This window comes from Xanthobacter sp. YC-JY1, from assembly GCF_021730305.1.
GTDB classification, from domain to species: domain Bacteria; phylum Pseudomonadota; class Alphaproteobacteria; order Rhizobiales; family Xanthobacteraceae; genus Xanthobacter; species Xanthobacter flavus.
On the sequence record NZ_CP032674.1, the window covers coordinates 2,443,155 to 2,462,197 of the forward strand.

At 68.4% G+C, this 19,043-nt stretch carries 19 protein-coding genes; all 19 read left to right on the plus strand.

Annotation, left to right across the window (positions count from 1 at the left end; all coding sequences use genetic code 11):
• Window positions 1-205 precede the first annotated feature (205 nt).
• The 19 genes from D7006_RS11330 (at window position 206) to D7006_RS11420 (ending at window position 18,995) form a co-directional block, all read left to right on the plus strand.
• On the plus strand, window positions 206-1,687 hold the full coding sequence (locus D7006_RS11330) for a 6-hydroxynicotinate reductase (protein ID WP_229644468.1): 1,482 nt from the start codon (window positions 206-208) through the stop codon (window positions 1,685-1,687).
• 70 nt (window positions 1,688-1,757) lie between these two features.
• Complete coding sequence (locus D7006_RS11335) at window positions 1,758-2,693, plus strand: UPF0280 family protein (RefSeq protein WP_237356895.1); 936 nt, start codon at window positions 1,758-1,760, stop codon at window positions 2,691-2,693.
• Window positions 2,686-3,270 carry an amino acid synthesis family protein gene (locus D7006_RS11340; RefSeq protein WP_029558411.1) on the plus strand — a complete coding sequence of 195 codons (585 nt, stop codon included), beginning with the start codon at window positions 2,686-2,688 and terminating at the stop codon, window positions 3,268-3,270. Before D7006_RS11335 ends, D7006_RS11340 begins: the two co-directional genes overlap by 8 nt.
• Window positions 3,267-3,851, plus strand: a complete 585-nt coding sequence (locus tag D7006_RS11345; protein WP_237356675.1) for an amino acid synthesis family protein — start codon at window positions 3,267-3,269, stop codon at window positions 3,849-3,851. Before D7006_RS11340 ends, D7006_RS11345 begins: the two co-directional genes overlap by 4 nt.
• Before the next feature lie 51 nt (window positions 3,852-3,902).
• Window positions 3,903-5,099 carry an ABC transporter substrate-binding protein gene (locus D7006_RS11350; protein WP_237356676.1) on the plus strand — a complete coding sequence of 399 codons (1,197 nt, stop codon included), beginning with the start codon at window positions 3,903-3,905 and terminating at the stop codon, window positions 5,097-5,099.
• Between the two features lie 252 nt (window positions 5,100-5,351).
• Window positions 5,352-7,241 (plus strand): ABC transporter permease, encoded by a 1,890-nt coding sequence (locus tag D7006_RS11355; protein WP_237356677.1) that lies wholly within the window; start codon window positions 5,352-5,354, stop codon window positions 7,239-7,241.
• Window positions 7,241-8,023, plus strand: a complete 783-nt coding sequence (locus tag D7006_RS11360) for an ABC transporter ATP-binding protein (protein WP_169120645.1) — start codon at window positions 7,241-7,243, stop codon at window positions 8,021-8,023. Before D7006_RS11355 ends, D7006_RS11360 begins: the two co-directional genes overlap by 1 nt.
• Entirely contained in the window at window positions 8,020-8,724 is a 705-nt protein-coding gene (locus tag D7006_RS11365; protein ID WP_169120643.1) for an ABC transporter ATP-binding protein, read from the plus strand. The genes D7006_RS11360 and D7006_RS11365 overlap by 4 nt, the downstream gene beginning before the upstream one ends.
• 3 nt (window positions 8,725-8,727) lie before the next feature.
• Window positions 8,728-9,267, plus strand: a complete 540-nt coding sequence (locus D7006_RS11370) for a MarR family winged helix-turn-helix transcriptional regulator (RefSeq protein ID WP_237356678.1) — start codon at window positions 8,728-8,730, stop codon at window positions 9,265-9,267.
• Between the two features lie 314 nt (window positions 9,268-9,581).
• A complete protein-coding gene (ahpC, locus tag D7006_RS11375; RefSeq protein ID WP_024279157.1) occupies window positions 9,582-10,145 on the plus strand; it encodes an alkyl hydroperoxide reductase subunit C in 564 nt (187 codons plus the stop codon).
• A 168-nt stretch (window positions 10,146-10,313) separates the two neighbouring features.
• The gene (ahpF, locus tag D7006_RS11380; protein ID WP_237356679.1) at window positions 10,314-11,903 is read left to right on the plus strand and encodes an alkyl hydroperoxide reductase subunit F; all 1,590 of its coding nucleotides are present in this window, start codon (window positions 10,314-10,316) and stop codon (window positions 11,901-11,903) included.
• 25 nt (window positions 11,904-11,928) lie between these two features.
• Window positions 11,929-12,837: a LysR substrate-binding domain-containing protein gene (locus D7006_RS11385; protein ID WP_169120637.1), complete on the plus strand. Its 909-nt coding sequence runs from the start codon at window positions 11,929-11,931 to the stop codon at window positions 12,835-12,837.
• 154 nt (window positions 12,838-12,991) lie between these two features.
• Window positions 12,992-14,569, plus strand: coding sequence for a sensor histidine kinase (locus D7006_RS11390; RefSeq protein ID WP_237356680.1), 1,578 nt, complete (start codon window positions 12,992-12,994; stop codon window positions 14,567-14,569).
• A complete protein-coding gene (locus D7006_RS11395; protein WP_237356681.1) occupies window positions 14,566-15,186 on the plus strand; it encodes a response regulator transcription factor in 621 nt (206 codons plus the stop codon). Before D7006_RS11390 ends, D7006_RS11395 begins: the two co-directional genes overlap by 4 nt.
• A 104-nt stretch (window positions 15,187-15,290) precedes the next feature.
• Window positions 15,291-15,788, plus strand: coding sequence for a heme-binding protein (locus D7006_RS11400; protein ID WP_309298267.1), 498 nt, complete (start codon window positions 15,291-15,293; stop codon window positions 15,786-15,788).
• A gap of 115 nt (window positions 15,789-15,903) precedes the next feature.
• A complete protein-coding gene (greA, locus tag D7006_RS11405) occupies window positions 15,904-16,380 on the plus strand; it encodes a transcription elongation factor GreA (RefSeq protein WP_169120629.1) in 477 nt (158 codons plus the stop codon).
• A 152-nt stretch (window positions 16,381-16,532) separates the two neighbouring features.
• Window positions 16,533-17,657: a LacI family DNA-binding transcriptional regulator gene (locus D7006_RS11410; RefSeq protein ID WP_237356682.1), complete on the plus strand. Its 1,125-nt coding sequence runs from the start codon at window positions 16,533-16,535 to the stop codon at window positions 17,655-17,657.
• Entirely contained in the window at window positions 17,654-18,328 is a 675-nt protein-coding gene (locus D7006_RS11415) for an amino acid ABC transporter permease (RefSeq protein WP_237356683.1), read from the plus strand. The genes D7006_RS11410 and D7006_RS11415 overlap by 4 nt, the downstream gene beginning before the upstream one ends.
• Before the next feature lie 13 nt (window positions 18,329-18,341).
• Window positions 18,342-18,995: an amino acid ABC transporter permease gene (locus tag D7006_RS11420; protein WP_229644480.1), complete on the plus strand. Its 654-nt coding sequence runs from the start codon at window positions 18,342-18,344 to the stop codon at window positions 18,993-18,995.
• Window positions 18,996-19,043: the final 48 nt, after the last annotated feature.

A 19,043-nucleotide genomic window follows, 5' to 3' on the forward strand; every position in this document is an offset into this window, starting at 1 on the left:
CGGGACGCTCAAAACACAGGCTCCCGGCGGCCACCCGAAGAACGGGGACGGCGGAAAAATGCTGCAAGCGCAAAAGAATGACAGCAGTGCTGCCTCTTCGTGCGGCCTGCCCGTTCCTTGTGCTTGACACTCGGGGCCGACGCGATTTTCATTAGTGTACATATGAAATCGGATGCCCCCGTCGTGGGGCCGGAGCCGGGGTCCCATGGCCGAAGAGTCCACCATCACCGCCCGCGCCGAGGATGACAAGATCCGCTGCGATGCGTGCCCGGTCATGTGTTACATCCGGCCCGGCCTCACCGGCGCCTGCGACCGCTACGCCAACCGCGACGGCGAACTGATCCGCGTCGATCCCCACATCGTGCTCGACCGCACGCTGGCGCAGGGCGGCAAGGTCGTGCCCTTCGATCGCGGCGGCGACTGGGACGGGCGGCTCGTCTCGGGTGGTGAATCCTTCGTCACCGCCGTGGGCTCCGGCACCACCTATCCCGACTACAAGCCCGCGCCCTTCATCGTCTCCGCCGAAGTGAACGGCGTGGACATGGTGACCGTCGTCACCGAAGGCATCTTCAGCTACGCTGGCGCGAAGGTGAAGATCGACACCGATCGCTTCCTCGGCCCCGAGCAGTCGGCGGTCCGGGTGGATGGCGAGGCGGTGGGCCATGTCACCACGAGCGAGTACGGCTCGCAGATGCTGTCGCTCGGCGGCGTGCATCACCTCACCGGCGGCTCCAAGAAGGAAGGCCGCGTCACCTGCGAGGCGCTGCTGGAGCTGTGCAACGGCAAGGCCGTGGAACTCGCCATCGACGGCGGCGCCACCCTCGTGGTGCAAGCCGGCAAGCCGCCCATCGTCAACGGCGCCGAGGAGGCGCGCATGCGGGTGGGCTGCGGTTCCGCCACCATCGGCATGTTCGCCAAGCAGTGGCACGGCAAGGTGGACGAGGTGGTGGTGGTGGACGACCACATCACCGGCGTCCTCTCCGAGCATCAGGCCGGCAAGCTCCTGGGCATCCGTGATACCGGCATCCGCATGAAGGGCCGCCGGTCCACCCCCGGCCGCTACTTCCAGGTGGCCGAGCCGGGCCTCGGCTGGGGCGGCACCAACATTTCCGATCCGCTCTCCATCCTCGGCGCGTTCGACGCCAAGCTGGCGTGGCCGGGCCTGCGCCTGCTGCTCGTCTCCACCACCGGCGAGCACTACGGCTATTACGTGCTCGACGAGCATCTGGTGCCCGTTGAAACCGAAGTCCCCGCCGATCTCTATCCCTCCGTGGAGCGCATCCGCGAGAATTGCGAACCGGCGCTTGCCTCCGTGCTGTTCATGGCCGGTGCCGGCGGCTCGCTGCGCGCGGGGGTGACGGAAAATCCGGTGCGGCTGACGCGCTCGGTGAAGGATTCCATCACCCGAGTCACCTGCGGCGGCGCGCCTGTCTATGTCTGGCCGGGCGGCGGCATCACCTTCATGGTGGATGTCACCCACGTGCCGGAGAACGGCTTCGGCTATGTGCCGACCCCGGCGCTGGTGGCGCCCATCGAATTCACGCTGCCGCTCGCCGCCTATGCGGCGCTGGGCGGGCATATGGACCATGTGCGCCCGGCAACCTCGGTGATCGAGCGCGAGGCGGTGCGCGAGATGGCGCCCTTCTCCGACATTCCGTGGCCGCTGGCGGCCCGGTCGCAGGGCTGAGGCCATGCTGCGCCCCGCCGACATCCCCGCTCAAGCGCCCAAGGTCGCGATTCCTGCCGCGACACCCGCGATGCCGGTACAGCGGCGCCTGCCGCAAGCGGGGCTGCTGGCGGACGGGCGTCGGCTGCATCTCAATGACGGACCCATCGATCTCGTGATCGAGGCCGATGGCCCGGCGGACGTGGTCGCCTCCGCCTACCGCGCGGCGACCGAACGCCTCGCGGGCCTCCTCGATACGCTGTGCGGCGAGCTTTCCTTGCTTCGCCGGCCTGCCCATCCCGGGCCTTGCCCCCTTCAGGGCCCGGTGGCGCGACGCATGTGGGCGGCGGTGTCGCCCCATGCGCGCGCCGTTTTCATCACCCCCATGGCGGCCGTCGCCGGGGCGGTGGCGGAAGAGGTGCTCGCCGCCATGGTGCGGCCGGGCCTCACCCGCGCCTTCGTCAACAATGGCGGCGACATCGCGCTTTATCTTTCGCCCGGCACCGAGCTGGTGGCGGGCATCGTGGATCGGCCGGACCGCCCGCGCGTGGTCGGTTCCGCCCGCATCACGGCGGATGGACCGGTGCGCGGCATCGCCACCTCCGGCTGGCGCGGGCGCAGCTTCTCCCTCGGCATCGCCGATGCCGTGACCGTGCTGGCGCCCACCGCTGCGGCGGCGGATGCGGCGGCCACCGTCATCGCCAATGCGGTGAACCTGCCCGCCCATCCAGGCATCGTCCGCGTCCCGGCGCGCGAGGTGCTGCCCGACAGCGACCTCGGCCTGCTGAAAGTGACGCGCCACGTGCCTGAACTGACGCCCGCCGAGCGGGACGAGGCGCTGGCCGAAGGCCTCGCCTGCGCCGGCGCGCTGGTGGCGCGCGGCCTCATCACCGCCGCCGCGCTGCACCTGCAGGGTGCCAGCGTCTCCACCTGTCCGATGGGGGATGCCGCAATGTCATCCCGTCCCATTACCCTTTCTCCAGTTACCTTTGCCGCAGAACAAGAAAGAGGCGTCGCCCATGCCTGAGGTCAAGATCCGCAAGCAGGTCCGCATCCTGGAGGAGATCTTCCACGAGGGCGGCCCCGCTGCCGCCACCCCGCGCAAGCGCGGCGCCATCGTGACGGTGATCGAGAACCCGTTCGCCGGCCGCTATGTGGAAGACATCGCCGGCTTCATGGAAGACCTGAAGCCGCTGGGCGCCGCCATGGCCAAGGAACTCCTTGCCGCGCTCGGCGGTGATGCCAAGGCCATCGACGGCTACGGCAAGGGCGCCATTGTCGGCGCCGCCGGCGAGATCGAGCACGGCGCGCTCTGGCACGTGCCGGGCGGCTACGCCATGCGCGAGGCGCTGGGCGATGCCAAGGCCATCGTGCCTTCCACCAAGAAGGTGGGCGGGCCGGGCACAAGGCTCGACGTGCCGGTGACCCATGTGAACGCCTCCTACGTGCGCTCGCATTTCGACGCCATGGAAGTGGGCGTGTCCGACGCCCCCAAGGCCGACGAGATCGCGCTCGTGCTGGTCATGACCTGCGGCCCGCGCGTCCATGCCCGCGTCGGCGGCCTCGCGGCGGAAGCCATCAAGGGCGAGGACGGCCTGCGATGAGCGCAAACATCCGCAAGATCGTCACCATCGTCGAGGAGACGCGGACCGAGATGGGCCGCCCCGTCTCCCCGCCCACCCGTCGCGCGGCGGCCATTGCGGTGATCGAGAACCCGTTCGCCGGCCGCTATGTGGAAGACCTCGCCGATCTCATCGCCATGGGCGACGAGCTGGGCGGCCTTCTCGCCCGAAAGGCGGTGGAGGCCCTCGGCATCGAGGGGCCAGCGGCCGAGAGCTACGGCAAGGCGGCGCTGGTGGGCGAGAATGGCGAGCTGGAGCACGCCGCGGCCCTGCTGCACCCCAAGATGGGCGCGCCGGTGCGCGTTGTGCTGGGCAAGGGCGCGGCGCTCATCCCCTCGTCCAAGCGGCGCGGCGGCCTCGGCGCGGAGCTGGACATCCCGCTCGGCCACAAGGATGCGGCCTTCGTGCGCAGCCATTTCGACGGCATGATCGTCAGCGTGTCGGATGCGCCGCGGGCGAACGAGATCGTGGTCGCCGTGGCGGTCACGGATTCCGGCCGGCCGCTGCCGCGCGTCGGCGGGCTGAAGAAGGACGAGATCAAGGGCGAGGACGGGCTGAGATAGGCCCCGCCCCCGCGCGGACGGTTCATGGGAAATCATAAAAGGGGAATGGACATGAAGAAGCTGGTCGCGGCATCCCTCGCCGCTCTCCTCCTCGCCGCAGGCGGGGCGCGGGCGCAGCAGGGCGAGATCAAGGTAGGCGAGATCAATTCCTATTCGGCGTTGCCCGCCTTCCTCGATCCCTATCGCAAGGGGATGGATCTGGCGCTGAAGGAAGTGAACGACGCCGGCGGCATCAAGGGCAAGAAGCTCGTCATCATCTCCAAGGACGACGGCGGCAAGCCGGCCGATGCGCTCACCGCCGCCAACGAGCTGGTCTCGCGCGACGGCGTGGTGATGATCGCCGGCGGCTTCCTCTCCAATGTCGGCCTCGCGCTCGCCGACTTCGCCAAGCAGAAGCAGGTGATGTACCTGGCCGCCGAGCCGCTCACCGACGCGCTCGTCTGGTCCAAGGGCAACGACTACACCTTCCGCCTGCGCACCTCGAACTACATGCAGGCCGCCATGCTGGCGGAAGAGGCGGCGAAGCTCCCGGCCAAGCGCTGGGCCACCATCGCCCCCAACTACGAGTTCGGCCAGTCCTTCGTCGCGGTGTTCAAGGAACTGCTGAAGAAGCGCAAGCCGGACGTGGAGTTCGTCGCCGAACAGTGGCCGCCGCTGAACAAGATCGACGCCGGCCCGGTGCTCCAGGCCATCGACGCCGCCAATCCCGAGGCCATCCTCAACGCCACCTTCGCCGGCGACCTCGTGAAGCTGGTGCGTGAGGGCAATACGCGCGGTATCTTCAAGAACCGCGTCGTGGTGAGCTATCTCACCGGCGAGCCGGAATATCTCGACCCGCTGAAGACCGAGACCCCCGAGGGCTGGATCGTCACCGGCTATCCCTGGTACGGCATCAAGACCGCTGAGCACCAGGCGTTCCTCGACGCCTACCAGCAGCTCCACAAGGACTATCCGCGCCTCGGCTCCATCGTCGGCTATTCGACCGTGAAGTCCATCGCCGCGGCGCTGAAGGCGACCGACGACTACTCCACCGCCGGCCTCCTCAAGGCGATGAAGAACCTCAAGGTCTCCACCCCCTTCGGCGATGTCGTCTACCGGGCGGCGGACCACCAGTCGACCATGGGCGCCTATATCGGCACGACCTCGCAGAAGGACGGGCAGGGCATCATGGTGAACTTCCAGTTCAAGCCCGGTGCCGACTACCTGCCGAGCGAAGCCGAAGCCGCGAAGCTGCGCCCGGCGAACTGAGGGCGGCCTTCGTCGGTCGTCACGGTGCGAACCCTCTCCCCTCGCGGGAGAGTGCAGGGTGAGGGGAGGGGCATCGGAATTCCGCCCGGCGCCTGACCCCTCACCCCCGCCCCCTCTCCCGCAAGGGGAGAGGGGGGCAAACACGGCGCGGGCGGCGCCAGTCAGCCGCCCCCGCATATCCGGCCCCGGCCCTCGACGGCAGGTGGTCCAAAAAGACCAAAACTTCCAGCAGGTGAACGAGAGGCTGAAGCCGTGGAATTTCTTCTGGTCCAGGCCCTGAGCGGGCTCGCCAGCGCCGCGTCGCTGTTTCTGGTGGCGTCGGGACTGTCGATCATCTTCGGCGTCACGCGCATCGTGAACTTCGCCCATGGCGCCTTCTACATGCTGGGCGCCTATGTGGCCTACACGCTGACGACGCGCTTTGCCGGGCCGCTCGGCTTCTGGGGCGCCATCGTCGCGGCGGCGATCATCGTCGCGATCCTCGGCGCGCTGATGGAGATGGTGCTGCTGCGGCGCATCTATCAGGCGCCGGAACTCTTCCAGCTCCTCGCCACCTTCGGCGTGACGCTGATGGTGCAGGACCTCGTGGTGGTGATCTGGGGCCCGGAAGACCTCCTCGGCCCGCGCGCGCCCGGCTTCACCGGCGCCATCAGCCTGTTCGGCCGCATGGTGCCCACCTACGATCTCTTCATGATGACCCTCGGGCCCGTGGTGCTCGGCATCCTCTGGCTGCTGTTCCACAAGACCCGCTGGGGCGTGCTGGTGCGCGCGGCGACGCAGGACCGCGAGATGGTCGCGGCGCTGGGCGTGAACCAGAAATGGCTGTTCACCGGCGTGTTCGCGCTGGGCGTCTTCCTCGCCGCCCTCGGCGGCGCGCTGCAGATCCCGCGCACCACCGTCACCCATGCCATGGACCTCTCCATCATCGTGGAGGTGTTCGTGGTGGTGGTCATCGGCGGCCTTGGTTCGGTGTTCGGTGCGTTCGTGGCGGCCATCATCGTGGCTGAGCTGAACGCCTTCGGCATTCTCATCCTGCCGCAGATTTCGCTCATCACCGTGTTCCTGGTGATGGCGGTGGTGCTGGTGGTGCGGCCCTGGGGCCTGTTCGGCAAGCCGGAGAGCGCACCCCGTGCCGCTGCCGGCCTCACTATCCGGCCCTGGCGTCCGTTCACGCAGATGGAGCGGGCCGGCGTGGCGCTGGTGGTGGTCGCGGTGGCAGCGCTGCCCTTCTTCCTCGGCAACTATGCCCTTACGGTGGGCGCGGAAATCCTCATCTACGTGCTGTTCGCGGCCAGCCTGCATTTCATGATGACGGTGGGCGGCCTCGCCTCCTTCGGCCATGCCGCCTATTTCGGCCTGGGCGCCTATGGCGCGGCCTTCCTGGTGAAATATATGGGCGCGCCCATGGAGGCGGCGCTCATCGTCGGCCCGCTGCTGGGGCTGGCCGGGGCGGTGCTGTTCGGCTGGTTCTGCGTGCGGCTCTCGGGCGTCTATTTCGCCATGCTGACGCTGGCCTTCGCGCAGATCGCCTGGTCCATCGCCTTCCAGTGGGTGGACGTGACCGGCGGCGACAACGGCCTGCTCGGCATCTGGCCGGCGAGCTGGGCGTCGCGGCCGGCCGGCTTCTTCTGGCTGGCGCTAGGCATCGCGGTGGTGGGTGTCGCCGTGCTCAGGATGCTCGTGTTCTCGCCGTTCGGCTATGGGCTCAGGGCGGTGCGCGACAGCGCGCTGCGCTCCGAGGCCATCGGCCTCAACCGGCAGCGGATGCAATGGGCAGCCTTCATCGTCGCCGGCACCTTCGCCGGGCTGGCGGGCGCGCTGTTCGCCTTCCTCAAGGGCTCGGTCTTCCCCGACTACATGGCCATCCCCACCTCGGTGGACGGCCTCGTGATGGTGCTGCTCGGCGGCGTCGAGACGGTCTCCGGCGCGGTGGTGGGCGCGGTGCTCTACAAGGCGCTCGCCATCTGGCTGATGAGCCAGACCGACCTCTCCAAGCTGGTGCTGGGCGGCGTCATCGTCGTCATCGTGCTCGCCTTCCCCAAGGGGGTCGTGGGCTTCATCGAGGACCTGCGCCATCGCTGGCCCCGCAAGGGCAATGGAGCCGGTGCGCCGGTTGGCGCCACCAAAGCGGAGGCCGCGTGATGAGCCCGCTGCTCGAAGTCAAAGACCTGATGAAGTCCTATGGCGGCGTCCATGCCGTGCGGGGCGTGTCCTTCACGGTGGAGGCTGGCCAGATGCTCGCCCTCATCGGCCCCAACGGCGCCGGCAAGAGCACCTGCTTCAACATGCTCAACGGCCAGATTCCGCCCGATGCCGGCACGGTGCGCATCGAGGGCAAGGACATCAAGGGCCTGCCGCCGCGCGCCGTGTGGCGGCTCGGCGTCGGCCGTACCTTCCAGATCACCGCCACCTTCGCCTCAATGACGGTGCGCGAGAACGTGCAGGTGGCGCTCATCTCCTTCCACGGGCTCATCTCCCGCGTGTTCGGCTTTGCCGGTGCGGCCTGCCGGGAGGAGGCGGATGCGCTCCTCGCCCTCGTCGGCCTCACCACCCAGGCAGAGCGGCCGTGCGGGGAACTGGCCTATGGCGACCTGAAGCGGCTTGAACTGGCGGTGGCGCTCGCCAACCAGCCGCGCCTCCTCCTCATGGACGAGCCCACCGCCGGAATGGCGCCGCGCGAGCGCGTCGAGCTGATGCGCCTGACTGCCGAGATCGCCCGCGCCAAGGGCATCGGCGTGCTCTTCACCGAGCACGACATGGACGTGGTGTTCGAGCATGCCGACGAGGTGATGGTGCTCAACCGCGGCCAGCTCATCGCCCGCGGCACCCCGGCCGAGGTGCGGCGCGACCCGCAGGTGCGCGCCATCTATCTCGGCGAAGGACTGCTCTACGACGCACGGCACCGCGAGGGGACTGCGGCATGAAACTTCAGGTCTCGAACCTCAACAGCCATTACGGCCCCGCCCACATCCTCTACGATGTGGGCCTCGAGATCGGCGCCGGCGAGGTGGTGGCGCTGCTCGGCCGCAACGGGGCGGGCAAGAGCACGACCTTCCGCTCCATCGTCGGCCTCGTACCCCAGCGCGAGGGTACCGTGATGTTCGACGGTGCCGACGTCTCGCGCCTGCCGACCTACGAGATCGTGCGGCGCGGCCTCGGCTACGTGCCGGAGGACCGGCGCATCTTCAGCCATCTGACGGTGGAGGAGAATTTCGAGGTGGGCCGGCAGGCGCCGCGCCCGGGCGTCGCCACCTGGACGCCGGACATGCTCTACAAGCTGTTCCCCAACCTCGGCGAGATGCGGAAGCGGCCTGGCGGGCAGATGAGCGGCGGAGAGCAGCAGATGCTCACCATCGGCCGGACCTTGATGGGCAATCCCTCCCTCGTGCTGCTGGACGAGCCCTCCGAGGGCCTCGCGCCCAAGATCGTGGAGCAGATGGCCGACGCCATCCTCGCCATGAAGGGGGAGGGGCTCTCGGTGGTCATCTCCGAGCAGAACCTGCACTTCGCCAAGCTGATCTCGGATCGCGCCTACATCATCGAGAAGGGCCGCATCCGCTTTTCCGGCACCATCGCGGATCTGGAGGCAAATCCGGAAATCCGCGACGCCTATCTGGCGGTCTGAGCCATGGCGTCCGAAGTCAAGCCTGAACGAACCCCACGCGCCCGCAAGGCCCTGCCGGCGCCGGTGAACAGCCCGGCACATGACGCCGTACCCCTGCAGGTGCGCCGCCCCGTGCGGCGCACGCGGACCAATGCGCCCTACGTGCTGGACGAACAGGTGGGCTTCATGCTGCGCCAGGTGGGCCAGCGCCACGCCGCCATCTTCGCCGCGCGCATCGGCGACGATCTGACCATGACCCAGTGGGCTGCCCTCTCGAAGCTCGCTGAGACCGGCCCCTGCTCGCAGAACCTCCTCGGGCGACTCACCGCCATGGATGCCGCCACCATCAAGGGCGTGGTGGACCGCCTCGTGCGCCGCGGCTTCGTGGAGACACGGCCGGACACCGAGGACGGCCGCCTGCTCGTGGTGGTGCTCACCTCCGCCGGCGAGGAGGCGGTGGCGCGGGCCAGCGTGAACGCGTTCGCCATTACCGAGGAAACGCTCGCGCCGCTGGATGCCGCCGAGCGTGCCATGCTGCTGAAGCTATTGGACAGGCTGCGGTAGGCGCCGCATCCGCCATCCCGGGGAAGAGGGATTCGCGCCGCACGCCTCTGCGCCGCGCGGACAGCTGCGCGCGACCTTCCCGATGGTAAAATGCGCGCTTCTGTCGCAGCGCGTCAACGTCAGCCAAGCCATGGGCTGAACCCTCGCCAACCTCTTGTTTCGCGCGCGAAATCAGGCGTAGGGCCGCCCAATTGATAGAGTGAAGCTATCGATATCGCGAAACTTATCTATTTCACTTATGGCACCGGCCCCCATATGTTGCACTGCGATGGCTTCGGCCCGTCGTAGCGCAAACACCCCATCGAGGAATTGCCATGTCGCTCGTCAATACTAAGATCAAGCCTTTCACGACGCAGGCCTTCAAGGATGGCAAGTTCATCCAGGTTTCGGACACCGATCTTGCCGGCAAGTGGGCCGTCTTCTTCTTCTACCCGGCCGACTTCACCTTCGTCTGCCCGACCGAGCTGGGCGATCTTGCCGATCACTATGGCGAGTTCCAGAAGCTCGGCGTCGAGATCTACTCGGTCTCCACCGACACCCACTTCACCCACAAGGCGTGGCACGATTCCTCCGAGACCATCGGCAAGGTGAAGTACACCATGCTCGGTGACCCGGCCGGCGTGATCACCAACAACTTTGGCGTGATGCGCGAAGGCCAGGGCCTCGCCGACCGCGGCACCTTCGTGGTGGACCCGAACGGCGTCATCCAGGCCGTGGAAGTCACCGCCGAGGGCATCGGCCGCGACGCCGCCGACCTGTTGCGGAAGATCAAGGCTGCCCAGTACGTCGCCTCCCATCCTGGCGAGGTCTGCCCTGCCAAGTGGCAGGAAGGCGAGAAGACGCTGGCGCCCTCCCTCGATCTCGTCGGCAAGATCTGAGGTTTTACGACCCGATCCGGCCTTGAGGCTTTTGCCTTAAGGCCCCACCGGTTCCCGAAAGGGAGGCGCCCCGACCGTCCGCCGCGGCCTTGAGCCTGCGGCGGACGTGGCCCGTTTGTTTCCCGTCGAACCGAAGGTTCGGCGCGCATTGCCTGCCGGAGAATTGCCATGCTCGACTCTGCCATGAAGACCCAGCTCAAGGCCTATCTGGAGCGCGTGGTCCGCCCCGTCGAAATCACCGCCGCGGTGGATGGCGGGCCGAAGTCGAAGGAAATGAGCGAGCTTCTGGCCGATATCGCCGAGCTGTCCGACAAGATCACCGTGCGGGAGCACCAGGAGCCGGGCGCGCGCGTGCCGTCCTTCTCGCTGTCGAGCCCCGGCCACGACATTTCCCTCACCTTCGCCGGCCTGCCCATGGGCCACGAATTCACCTCGCTCGTGCTGGCGCTGCTTCAGGTGGGCGGCTATCCGCCCAAGGTGGAGGAGGCGGTGATCGAGCAGGTGAAGGCGCTCGACGGCGACTTCGCGTTCGAGACCTATTTCTCCCAGTCCTGCCAGAACTGCCCGGACGTGGTGCAGGCGCTGAACCTGATGGCCGTGCTGAACCCGCGGGTGAAGCATGTGGCCGTCGACGGCGCCCTGTTCCAGGCCGAAGTCGATGCGCGGCAGGTGATGAGCGTGCCCACCGTCTATCTAAATGGCGAGGTCTTCGGACAGGGCCGCATGGGCATCGAGGAGATCGTCGCCAAGCTCGACACCGGCGCGGCCGCCCGCGACGCCAAGCGCATGGGCGAGATGAACCGCTTCGACGTGCTGGTGGTGGGCGGTGGCCCGGCCGGCGCCACGGCGGCGGTCTATGCCGCCCGCAAGGGCATCCGCACCGGCGTCGCCGCCGAGCGCTTCGGCGGGCAGGTGCTGGACACCATGGCCATCGAGAATTTCATCTCTGTCCCCTACACCGAGGGGCCGAAGCTCGCCGCCGCGCTGGAGCAGCACGTGCGCGAGTATGAGGTGGAGATCCTGAACCTCCAGCGCGCCGTCAAGCTCGTTCCGGGCAAGGACGTGGTGGAGGTGGAGTTCGCCAACGGCGCCAGCCTGCGCTCGCGCACCGTCATCCTCGCCACCGGCGCCCGCTGGCGGCAGATGAACGTGCCCGGCGAGGATGCCTATCGCAACAAGGGCGTGGCCTACTGCCCCCATTGCGACGGCCCGCTGTTCAAGGGCAAGCGCGTGGCGGTCATCGGCGGCGGCAATTCCGGCGTGGAAGCGGCCATCGACCTCGCCGGCATCGTCGCCCATGTCACGCTGATCGAGTTCGACAGCGCACTGCGCGCCGACGACGTGCTCCAGCGCAAGCTGAAGAGCCTGTCCAACGTCACCATCCTGACCTCCGCCCGCACCACCGAGGTGCTGGGCGACGGCCAGAAGGTGAGCGGCCTCACCTACGAGAACCGCAACACCGGCGACATCCACAAGGTGGAGCTGGAAGGCATCTTCGTGCAGATCGGCCTCCTGCCCAACACCGAGTGGCTCAAGGGCGTGGTGGACCTCTCTCCGCGCGGCGAGATCGTCGTGGACGCCCACGGCCAGACCTCGGTGCCCGGCGTGTTCGCGGCCGGCGACTGCACCACGGTGCCCTACAAGCAGATCGTGATCGCGCTGGGCGAAGGGGCGAAGGCCTCGCTCTCCGCCTTCGATCACCTCATCCGCACCAGCGCCCCCGCAGAGGACAAGGAGGCGGCCGTCAGGGCCGCCTGACCGGGCCGGCGGCGGGGCGGACATCATGACCCTGCGCGAGCTGCAATATCTTCTCGCCCTTGCCGACACCCGCAGCTTCCGCCGGGCGGCGGAGCTGTGCAGTGTCAGTCAGCCCACCCTCTCCACCCAGATCCGCAAGCTGGAGGAGGAGCTGGGCGTGGCCCTCATCGAGCGCACGCCGCGCAAGGCCATGCTCACCCCCGCCGGCCGCGACGCGGTGGAGCGGGCGCGGCGTATCCTCACCGAGGTCGACCAGCTGAAGGAGGCGGCCCACCGCAGCCGCTTCGCCGAGGGCGGGGCGCTGAAGCTCGGCGTGTTCCCCACCCTCGGGCCCTATCTCCTGCCACATGTGGTACCTCTGATCCGGCAGCGGTTTCCCGAGCTGGAACTGCTGCTGTTCGAGGAGAAGAGCGCCAACCTGATCCAGCGGCTGAATCTCGGCACGCTGGACGCCGCCTTCCTCGCGCTGCCGGTGCATGACAGCCATTTCCACAGCGAGTTCCTGTTCGAGGAACCCTTCCTCCTCGCCGTCCCCGGCACCCACAGCCTGGCCCGGCGGGATACGTTGGGGGTGGCGGAGCTGGCGGGGCAGAACCTGATGCTGCTGGAGGAGGGGCACTGCCTGCGCGACCAGGCGCTGGACGTGTGCCACCAGTCCGGCGCGCGCGAGAAGTCCGAGTTCCGCGCCACCAGCCTCGAAACCCTGCGCCAGATGGTGGCGGCGGGTGTCGGCATCACGCTCCTGCCCATGCTGGCGACGCGCAATCCGGTGCCTCCGGCGCAGAACATCCACCTGCTGGCCTTTTCGGATTCCCGCCCCAGCCGACAGATCGCGCTGCTCTGGCGCAAGACTTCGGCGCTGGGGCAACTGCTGCACCAGGTGGCCGATATCTGCCGTGGGCTACCGGAAGACCTGCTGACGTTGCGCCATTGAGCGGCTCTCCATTGTGCCGTTACGGTAACCCTTTCCGGACGTGTCGAAATTTCCGCGCGCTCGCTCTTCGTCGATTTTCGCGCCCCTCAACCGGTGCTAGAAGGCTGGAGTTCGAGCCGGCAAATCAGCCCCCATGGGGAGGGAGGTCGAAGCAGTGATCCGGCGTACCTTCGCCTTCAGGTCCGTCGCTGCTCTCCTTTTGGTCTGGGTCGGTCTCGTCGCGGTTTTCGCGATGCTGATGATCCGGAACAACCTTTCGCGTGCCGATGCGGAGGTTGAGGCCGAGGGCGTCGCCCTGCACCGGCTCCTGTCCCAGCGCGTCGCCCAGCACGATGCCCATCTCACCAGCCTTGCCGCCCTCGTTCAGGCGAGCGATCCGCCGCCGGCCGAGACGGTCCGGCAGGTGGCGACGGGCATCATGCGCTATTACCGCCGCATCCTCTCCATAAGGGTGCTGGAGATGACCCCCGATCAGGTCATCGAGACGCTGGTCGCGGTGCCGGGTGAGATGGAGGGCACGGTGATGCCCCGGTTCGCCCAGCTGGTCTTCGGCCAGAGGGCGGGGGAGGCGCGCTATTATGTGGAAGCCGATCGCCCCGAGCACTATTTCCTCGGCAAGCGCGCGGGCAGCGACCGGCGCCTCGCCATCATCCTGGAAATCGATCCCAACGGCCTGCTGACGCCGGAGGAACGGCTCTCCAGCGACCGCATCAGCCTGAGCCTCGGGCCCTTCGCGCTGACCGGGAGCGCGCCTGCGGTCGAGCCCGGCGCCTTCGCGACTCTCACCTTCTTCCGACCGGCTGACAGCACCACCCAGCCGGTCAATCTCGGCATCGAGCGGCCGGTCTCCTTCTACAAGGCCGTCGCACCGGTGCCGGTCGCGGCCTTTGCCCTGTTCTCGCTCCTCGCCTTGTTTGCCGGGCGCTACACGCTGATCCAGCGACACGAGGCGCGCCATTCCCAGCAGCTCGCGGCACTGGCAGAGGAGCGCAGCCGCCTCCTGGAACGCGAGACGCAGCTCGCCCATGCCGCGCGGGTCAATTCGCTGGGCGAGCTCGCCTCCGGTATCGCCCACGAACTCACCCAGCCGCTCACCGCCCTGTTGAGCCAGAGCCAGGCGGCGCTGCGTCTGTCCGGTCCCGATGGCGATCCCGCGCGGCTCTCCGAGGCGCTGGACGCCAATGTGCGGGAGGCGCGCCGGGCCGGCGAGATCCTGCGCCGGATGCGGGACTACATCGCCCGCCGTGCCAGCGAGCGCACGCCCATCGACATCACCGACGTGGTGGACGACGCCGCGACCCTCGCGCGCGCCGATCTCTCCCGCCGCGGCATCACGCTGGAGCTGGACCTGGAGCGCCCCATGCCCCGGGCCAATGCGGATCCGGTGGAGCTGGAGCAGGTGCTGCACAACCTCATCCGCAACGCGGCGGACAGCCTCGAGGAGCGCGACGGGCCGGACAAGCGCATCCTCATCCGCACCTTCGATGCCGGTGAGACGGTGGCGATCCGCGTCAGCGATACCGGCAAGGGCATTTCGGCGGACGTGCTGCCCCGGCTGTTCGAGCCCTTCTTCACCACCAAGAACGAGGGCATGGGGCTGGGACTCTCGCTGTGCGCCACCCTGGTGGAGCGCGCGGGCGGCACCATCGAGGCCGAGGCCCGGCCGGGGCAGGGGGCGTCGTTCCTCATCAGCCTTCCCGCCCTGGCGGAACGCCGGCTGGCGGCGCAGTGAGCGCGCCCCGCATCTATCTCGTCGATGACGATGCCGCCGTGCGGCAGGCCCTCACGCTGCTCCTCTCCACCTATGGCATGACGGTGGAAGCCTTCGCCGATCCCGAGACCTTCCTCGCCCATGTGGACCCGGAGCGCCCGGGCTGCCTGCTGCTGGACCTCAGGATGCCCATGATCTCCGGCATCCAGCTGAAGGAGAAGCTCGCCGCCCGCGGCATCGACTGGCCGGCGGTGATGATTACCGGCCATGGCGACGTCAATGCCTGCCGCCGCGCCTTCCGGGCCGGGGTGGTGGATTTCCTCACCAAGCCGGTGGACGAGCAGGTGCTGCTCGATGCCCTCGGCACCGCCGCCCGCGCCCTCGACGCCCTCATGGAGCGGCGCGAGGCAGCGTCTCTCCTCGCTAGCTTGACGGAGCGCGAGCGCGAGGTTCTGGACATGGTGTGCCGCGGCTGGGCGACGAAGGAGATCGCCGCGGCGCTCAGCGTTTCCCCCCGCACCATCGACGCCCACCGGGCGAACATCGCCGAGAAGCTCGGCACTTGCTCCGTGGCGGATTTCGTGCGGATGACACTCAACTCCCGCGTGCTCGGTAGTTCTACCGATTCCGCCCGGTGAGGCGACGGATTCAGCTGGGAGCTAGGCCGGCCTAGAGAAGCTCTGCGCCATCGCCCGGCGCAGAAGAATCTCCGGTCGCTCGCGCGGCCGCCAAGAAAGGGCCGATGATGAAACGCCTTCTCCTCGCCGCCGCCGTCTCCGCCTCCTTCGCCACGCTTGCCGGCCCCGTCGCGGCCCAGGCGCTGCAGGAGCGGAACATGCCGCTGGCGATCGCCCTCGACATCGCCCGCGAGGGCGTCGCGGCCTGCGCGGCGCAGGGCTACAACGTGTCGGTGGCGGTGGTTGACCGCGCCGGCGTCCTGAGGGCCTTCGCCCGCGCCGACAATGCCGGCCCGCATACGGTCGAGGCGGCGCGCCGCAAGGCCTTCACCTCCGCCTCCACCCGCACCCCGACCACGGTGATTGTCGAGAACGTGCAGAAAAACCCCGCCTCTGCGCAGCTCGTGGCCATCGACGGCTTCCTGGTGCTGGGTGGAGGCGTGCCGGTGAAGGTGGGCAACGAGACCATCGGCGCGGTGGGCATCGGCGGCGCCCCCGGCGGCAACCTCGACGAGGCCTGCGCCATCGCCGCCATCGCCAAAGTCGAATCCCAGCTCAAGTGAGATGGGCCACCGGCTGCCGCGCGGCGGCCGGTTGCAAGCTTGATCCCGGATGCTTAGGTCAATGGTCCTCCTGACTTTGGGGGACGATGCCTCAAGCTCCGGGATTTGCTTTTGAATGTCCGTTGCCTTCACGCGTGAAACCGATCTCGAAGCCACTGCCGCCGACCTTCCGGACCGGCCCATCTCGCCGCATCCGAATCTGGTGACGGCGAGCGGCCTTGCCGCGCTCGATGCCGCGCTGGCCGAGGCGCGCGCCGCCTATTCCGAGGCGCAGATGGGCGATGTGCAGGCCGACCGCATGGCCATGGCGCGGGCGACGCGCGACCTGCGCTATTACGGCGCCCGCCGCGCCAGCGCCCAGCTCATCGAGACGCCGGCCCATCCCGAGACCGTCCAGTTCGGCACCACCGTGATCCTTGATCGCGAGGACGGCCGGCGCCAGACCTTCCGTATCGTCGGCGAGGACGAGGCCGACCCTGCCAAGGGTTCGGTGTCCTATGTATCGCCCATCGCCGCCGCTGTGATGGGCAAGGCCGTGGGCGATGTGGCGCTGGTGGCGGGGCGCGAGGTCGAGGTCGTCGCCATCGCCTGATACCCCCCGGCGATGCCGGCTCGCGTGCCCGGAGCGTTGCGGCGCAGCATTTGGATCGATCTAAATTTTCGTTGACCACACCCTGCGCCTTCTCCTAGACAAAGGCCGTCGAGAGGTCCGCCAAGGACCCGGAACTGCCGAGGAGGCTGCGCGTGGAGGGTGCCAAGGGGCCGCAGGGCCGCCGCTTGCCGGCCGCCCGCGATGCTGCCGAACCGTCTGATCTGCCGGACGAGGCGCCGCTCGCCGGCGGCCTCCGGGTGCGGCTGAAGGACGTGGCGGCCCATGCCGGTGTCTCCCGCGCCACGGTCTCCCTCGTCCTGCGCAAGAGCCCGCTGGTGAAGGCGGAGACCCGCGCCAAGGTCGAGGAGGCCATGGCCGGCCTCGGCTATGTCTACAATCGCAGCGCCGCCAACCTGCGCTCCGGCGCCTCGCGCACCGTCGGGCTCGTCCTGTGCGAGATCACCACCCCCAACTTCGCCCAGCTCACCGCCGGCATCGACGAGGTGCTGGGCACCGAAGGCTACATGGCCTTCATCGGCAACGCCGCCGAGGACGCCGCCCGCCAGCGCGAGGTGCTGGTGCGGATGCAGGAGCACGGCGTCGACGGGCTGGTGGTGGTCGCATCCGAGAACACCCGCGCCGATGCGCTGGAGGAGGGGGCCTGCGCGCGCATGCCGTGTGTCCTCGCACAGCGCCGCGTGGAGGGCTTCCCCGCCGATTATGTCGGCCCGGACTACGGCGCCGGCATGGAGCTGATCACCGAGCATCTGATCGGGCTGGGCCACAGGAACATCGCCTTCATCGGCGGCGTGCGCCGCATCGCGCCGCTGGCCGAGCGCATGGCCGGCTTCCACCGCGCCCTGCGCCGCCACAAACTGAAGAGCGGCGCCGTGGTGCCCTGTGCGGTCATCGACCGCTCGTCGGGCTATACGGCAGCGCGTGAGCTGCTGGCCAAGGGCGACATCCCCTCGGCCATCGTCTGCTACAACGACGTGGTGGCCTTCGGCGTCATGCTCGCCCTCGACGAGCGCGGCCTGGTGCCGGGCCGGGACGTGGCCGTCGTGGGCTGCGACGACGTGGACGAAGCGGGCCTGCACCGCCCCGCGCTCACCACCTTCACCACCGATCCCCGCGTTGTCGGGCGCGAGGCCGCGCGGCTGCTGCTGCGCCGCATCGCCCATCCCGACCGCCCGCGGGAAGAGATCATCGTGCCGCCGCGCCTTGTCATCCGCCAGTCGTGCGGCGCGGCCAATCGCCCGACAGGAGGCGCAAGATGAACTACGTCTTCCAGTTCGGAGACGTCTTCAACGCATGGCCCGAGCTGCTGACGGGCGCCTGGCTGACGATCCGTCTCTCGGGCCTTGCCATGATGCTCGGGCTCGCCGTGGCGGTGCTCTGCGCGCTCGGCAAGACGCAGGGGCCGCGGCCTGTCCGCTGGCTGGTGGACCTCTATGTGGAGGTGATCCGCAACACGCCTTTCCTGGTGCAGATCTTCCTCATCTTCTTCGGCCTGCCGCGTGCCGGCATACGGCTCGACGCCAACGAGGCGGCGCTGCTCGCCATGGTCGTCAATGCCGGCGCCTATTGCACCGAGATCGTGCGCGCGGGCATCGAGACCATCCACAAGGGACAGATCGAGGCCGGGCTGGCGCTGGGCCTCAAGCGGCTGCAGATCTTCCTCTATGTGGTTCTGTTCCCGGCGCTGAAGGCGATCTATCCCTCGCTCACCAGCCAGTTCATCCTGCTGATGCTGACCTCCTCCGTCGTTTCCGCCATCTCGGCAGAGGAACTGACCGCGGTCGCCAACAACCTGCAATCGCAGACCTTCCGCTCGTTCGAGATCTATATCGTCGTGACGGGCATGTATTTCGCCATGTCGCTGATGTTCGCCGGCGCGTTCGCCCTCATCTACCGCGCGGTGTTCGCGCGGACAGATGCCGCACGCTGAGGAGGGGAGCGACATGATCCGCCAGTTCACCTCTGCCGAATTCTTCTTCCTCGTCTCCGCCGTACGCTGGACGCTGCTGCTCTCGGCCATCGCCTTCGTCGGCGGCGCGACGCTGGGCCTCGTCGTGGCGCTGGCGCGCACGTCGCCGTGGCAGTGGCTGCGGGCGACGGCCGGGGCCTACATCCTCGTCTTCCAGGGCACGCCGCTGCTGATGCAGCTCTTCCTCGTCTTCTTCGGCGCCACCATGGTCGGCGCCTCGGTGGACCCGCTGGCGGCGGCTGCGATCGGCCTCACGCTGAATGCCGCCGCCTTCCTCGGCGAGATCTGGCGCGGCTGCATCCAGGCCATCCCCAAGGGCCAGTGGGAGGCCTCCACCGCCCTCGGCCTGCATTATGTGACGCGGATGCGCGAGATCATCCTGCCCCAGGCGGCCAAGATCGCCGTGGCGCCCACGGTGGGCTTCCTCGTGCTGCTGGTGAAGAGCACGTCGCTCGCCTCCATCATCGGCTTCGTGGAACTGACCCGCGCCGGGCAGATCGTGAACAATGCGACCTTCCGGCCGTTCCTGGTGTTCGGCATCGTCGCGGCCATCTACTTCGCCCTGTGCTGGCCGCTCTCGCTCTATGCCCGCCACCTCGAAAAGCGTTTCGGCACCGTGTCGCGGTGACGGTTCAGGTTGACCCTCAAGACAAAGGCCGCCCCGGACGCGGCGCAG

Coding starts and splice junctions, on each gene's coding strand:
- D7006_RS11330 (WP_229644468.1), top strand. CDS start 206: ATGGCCGAAGAGTCCACCATCACCGCCCGCGCCGAGGATGACAAGATC.
- D7006_RS11335 (WP_237356895.1), top strand. CDS start 1,758: ATGCCGGTACAGCGGCGCCTGCCGCAAGCGGGGCTGCTGGCGGACGGG.
- D7006_RS11340 (WP_029558411.1), top strand. CDS start 2,686: ATGCCTGAGGTCAAGATCCGCAAGCAGGTCCGCATCCTGGAGGAGATC.
- D7006_RS11345 (WP_237356675.1), top strand. CDS start 3,267: ATGAGCGCAAACATCCGCAAGATCGTCACCATCGTCGAGGAGACGCGG.
- D7006_RS11350 (WP_237356676.1), top strand. CDS start 3,903: ATGAAGAAGCTGGTCGCGGCATCCCTCGCCGCTCTCCTCCTCGCCGCA.
- D7006_RS11360 (WP_169120645.1), top strand. CDS start 7,241: ATGAGCCCGCTGCTCGAAGTCAAAGACCTGATGAAGTCCTATGGCGGC.
- D7006_RS11365 (WP_169120643.1), top strand. CDS start 8,020: ATGAAACTTCAGGTCTCGAACCTCAACAGCCATTACGGCCCCGCCCAC.
- D7006_RS11370 (WP_237356678.1), top strand. CDS start 8,728: ATGGCGTCCGAAGTCAAGCCTGAACGAACCCCACGCGCCCGCAAGGCC.
- ahpC (WP_024279157.1), top strand. CDS start 9,582: ATGTCGCTCGTCAATACTAAGATCAAGCCTTTCACGACGCAGGCCTTC.
- ahpF (WP_237356679.1), top strand. CDS start 10,314: ATGCTCGACTCTGCCATGAAGACCCAGCTCAAGGCCTATCTGGAGCGC.
- D7006_RS11385 (WP_169120637.1), top strand. CDS start 11,929: ATGACCCTGCGCGAGCTGCAATATCTTCTCGCCCTTGCCGACACCCGC.
- D7006_RS11400 (WP_309298267.1), top strand. CDS start 15,291: ATGATGAAACGCCTTCTCCTCGCCGCCGCCGTCTCCGCCTCCTTCGCC.
- greA (WP_169120629.1), top strand. CDS start 15,904: ATGTCCGTTGCCTTCACGCGTGAAACCGATCTCGAAGCCACTGCCGCC.
- D7006_RS11415 (WP_237356683.1), top strand. CDS start 17,654: ATGAACTACGTCTTCCAGTTCGGAGACGTCTTCAACGCATGGCCCGAG.
- D7006_RS11420 (WP_229644480.1), top strand. CDS start 18,342: ATGATCCGCCAGTTCACCTCTGCCGAATTCTTCTTCCTCGTCTCCGCC.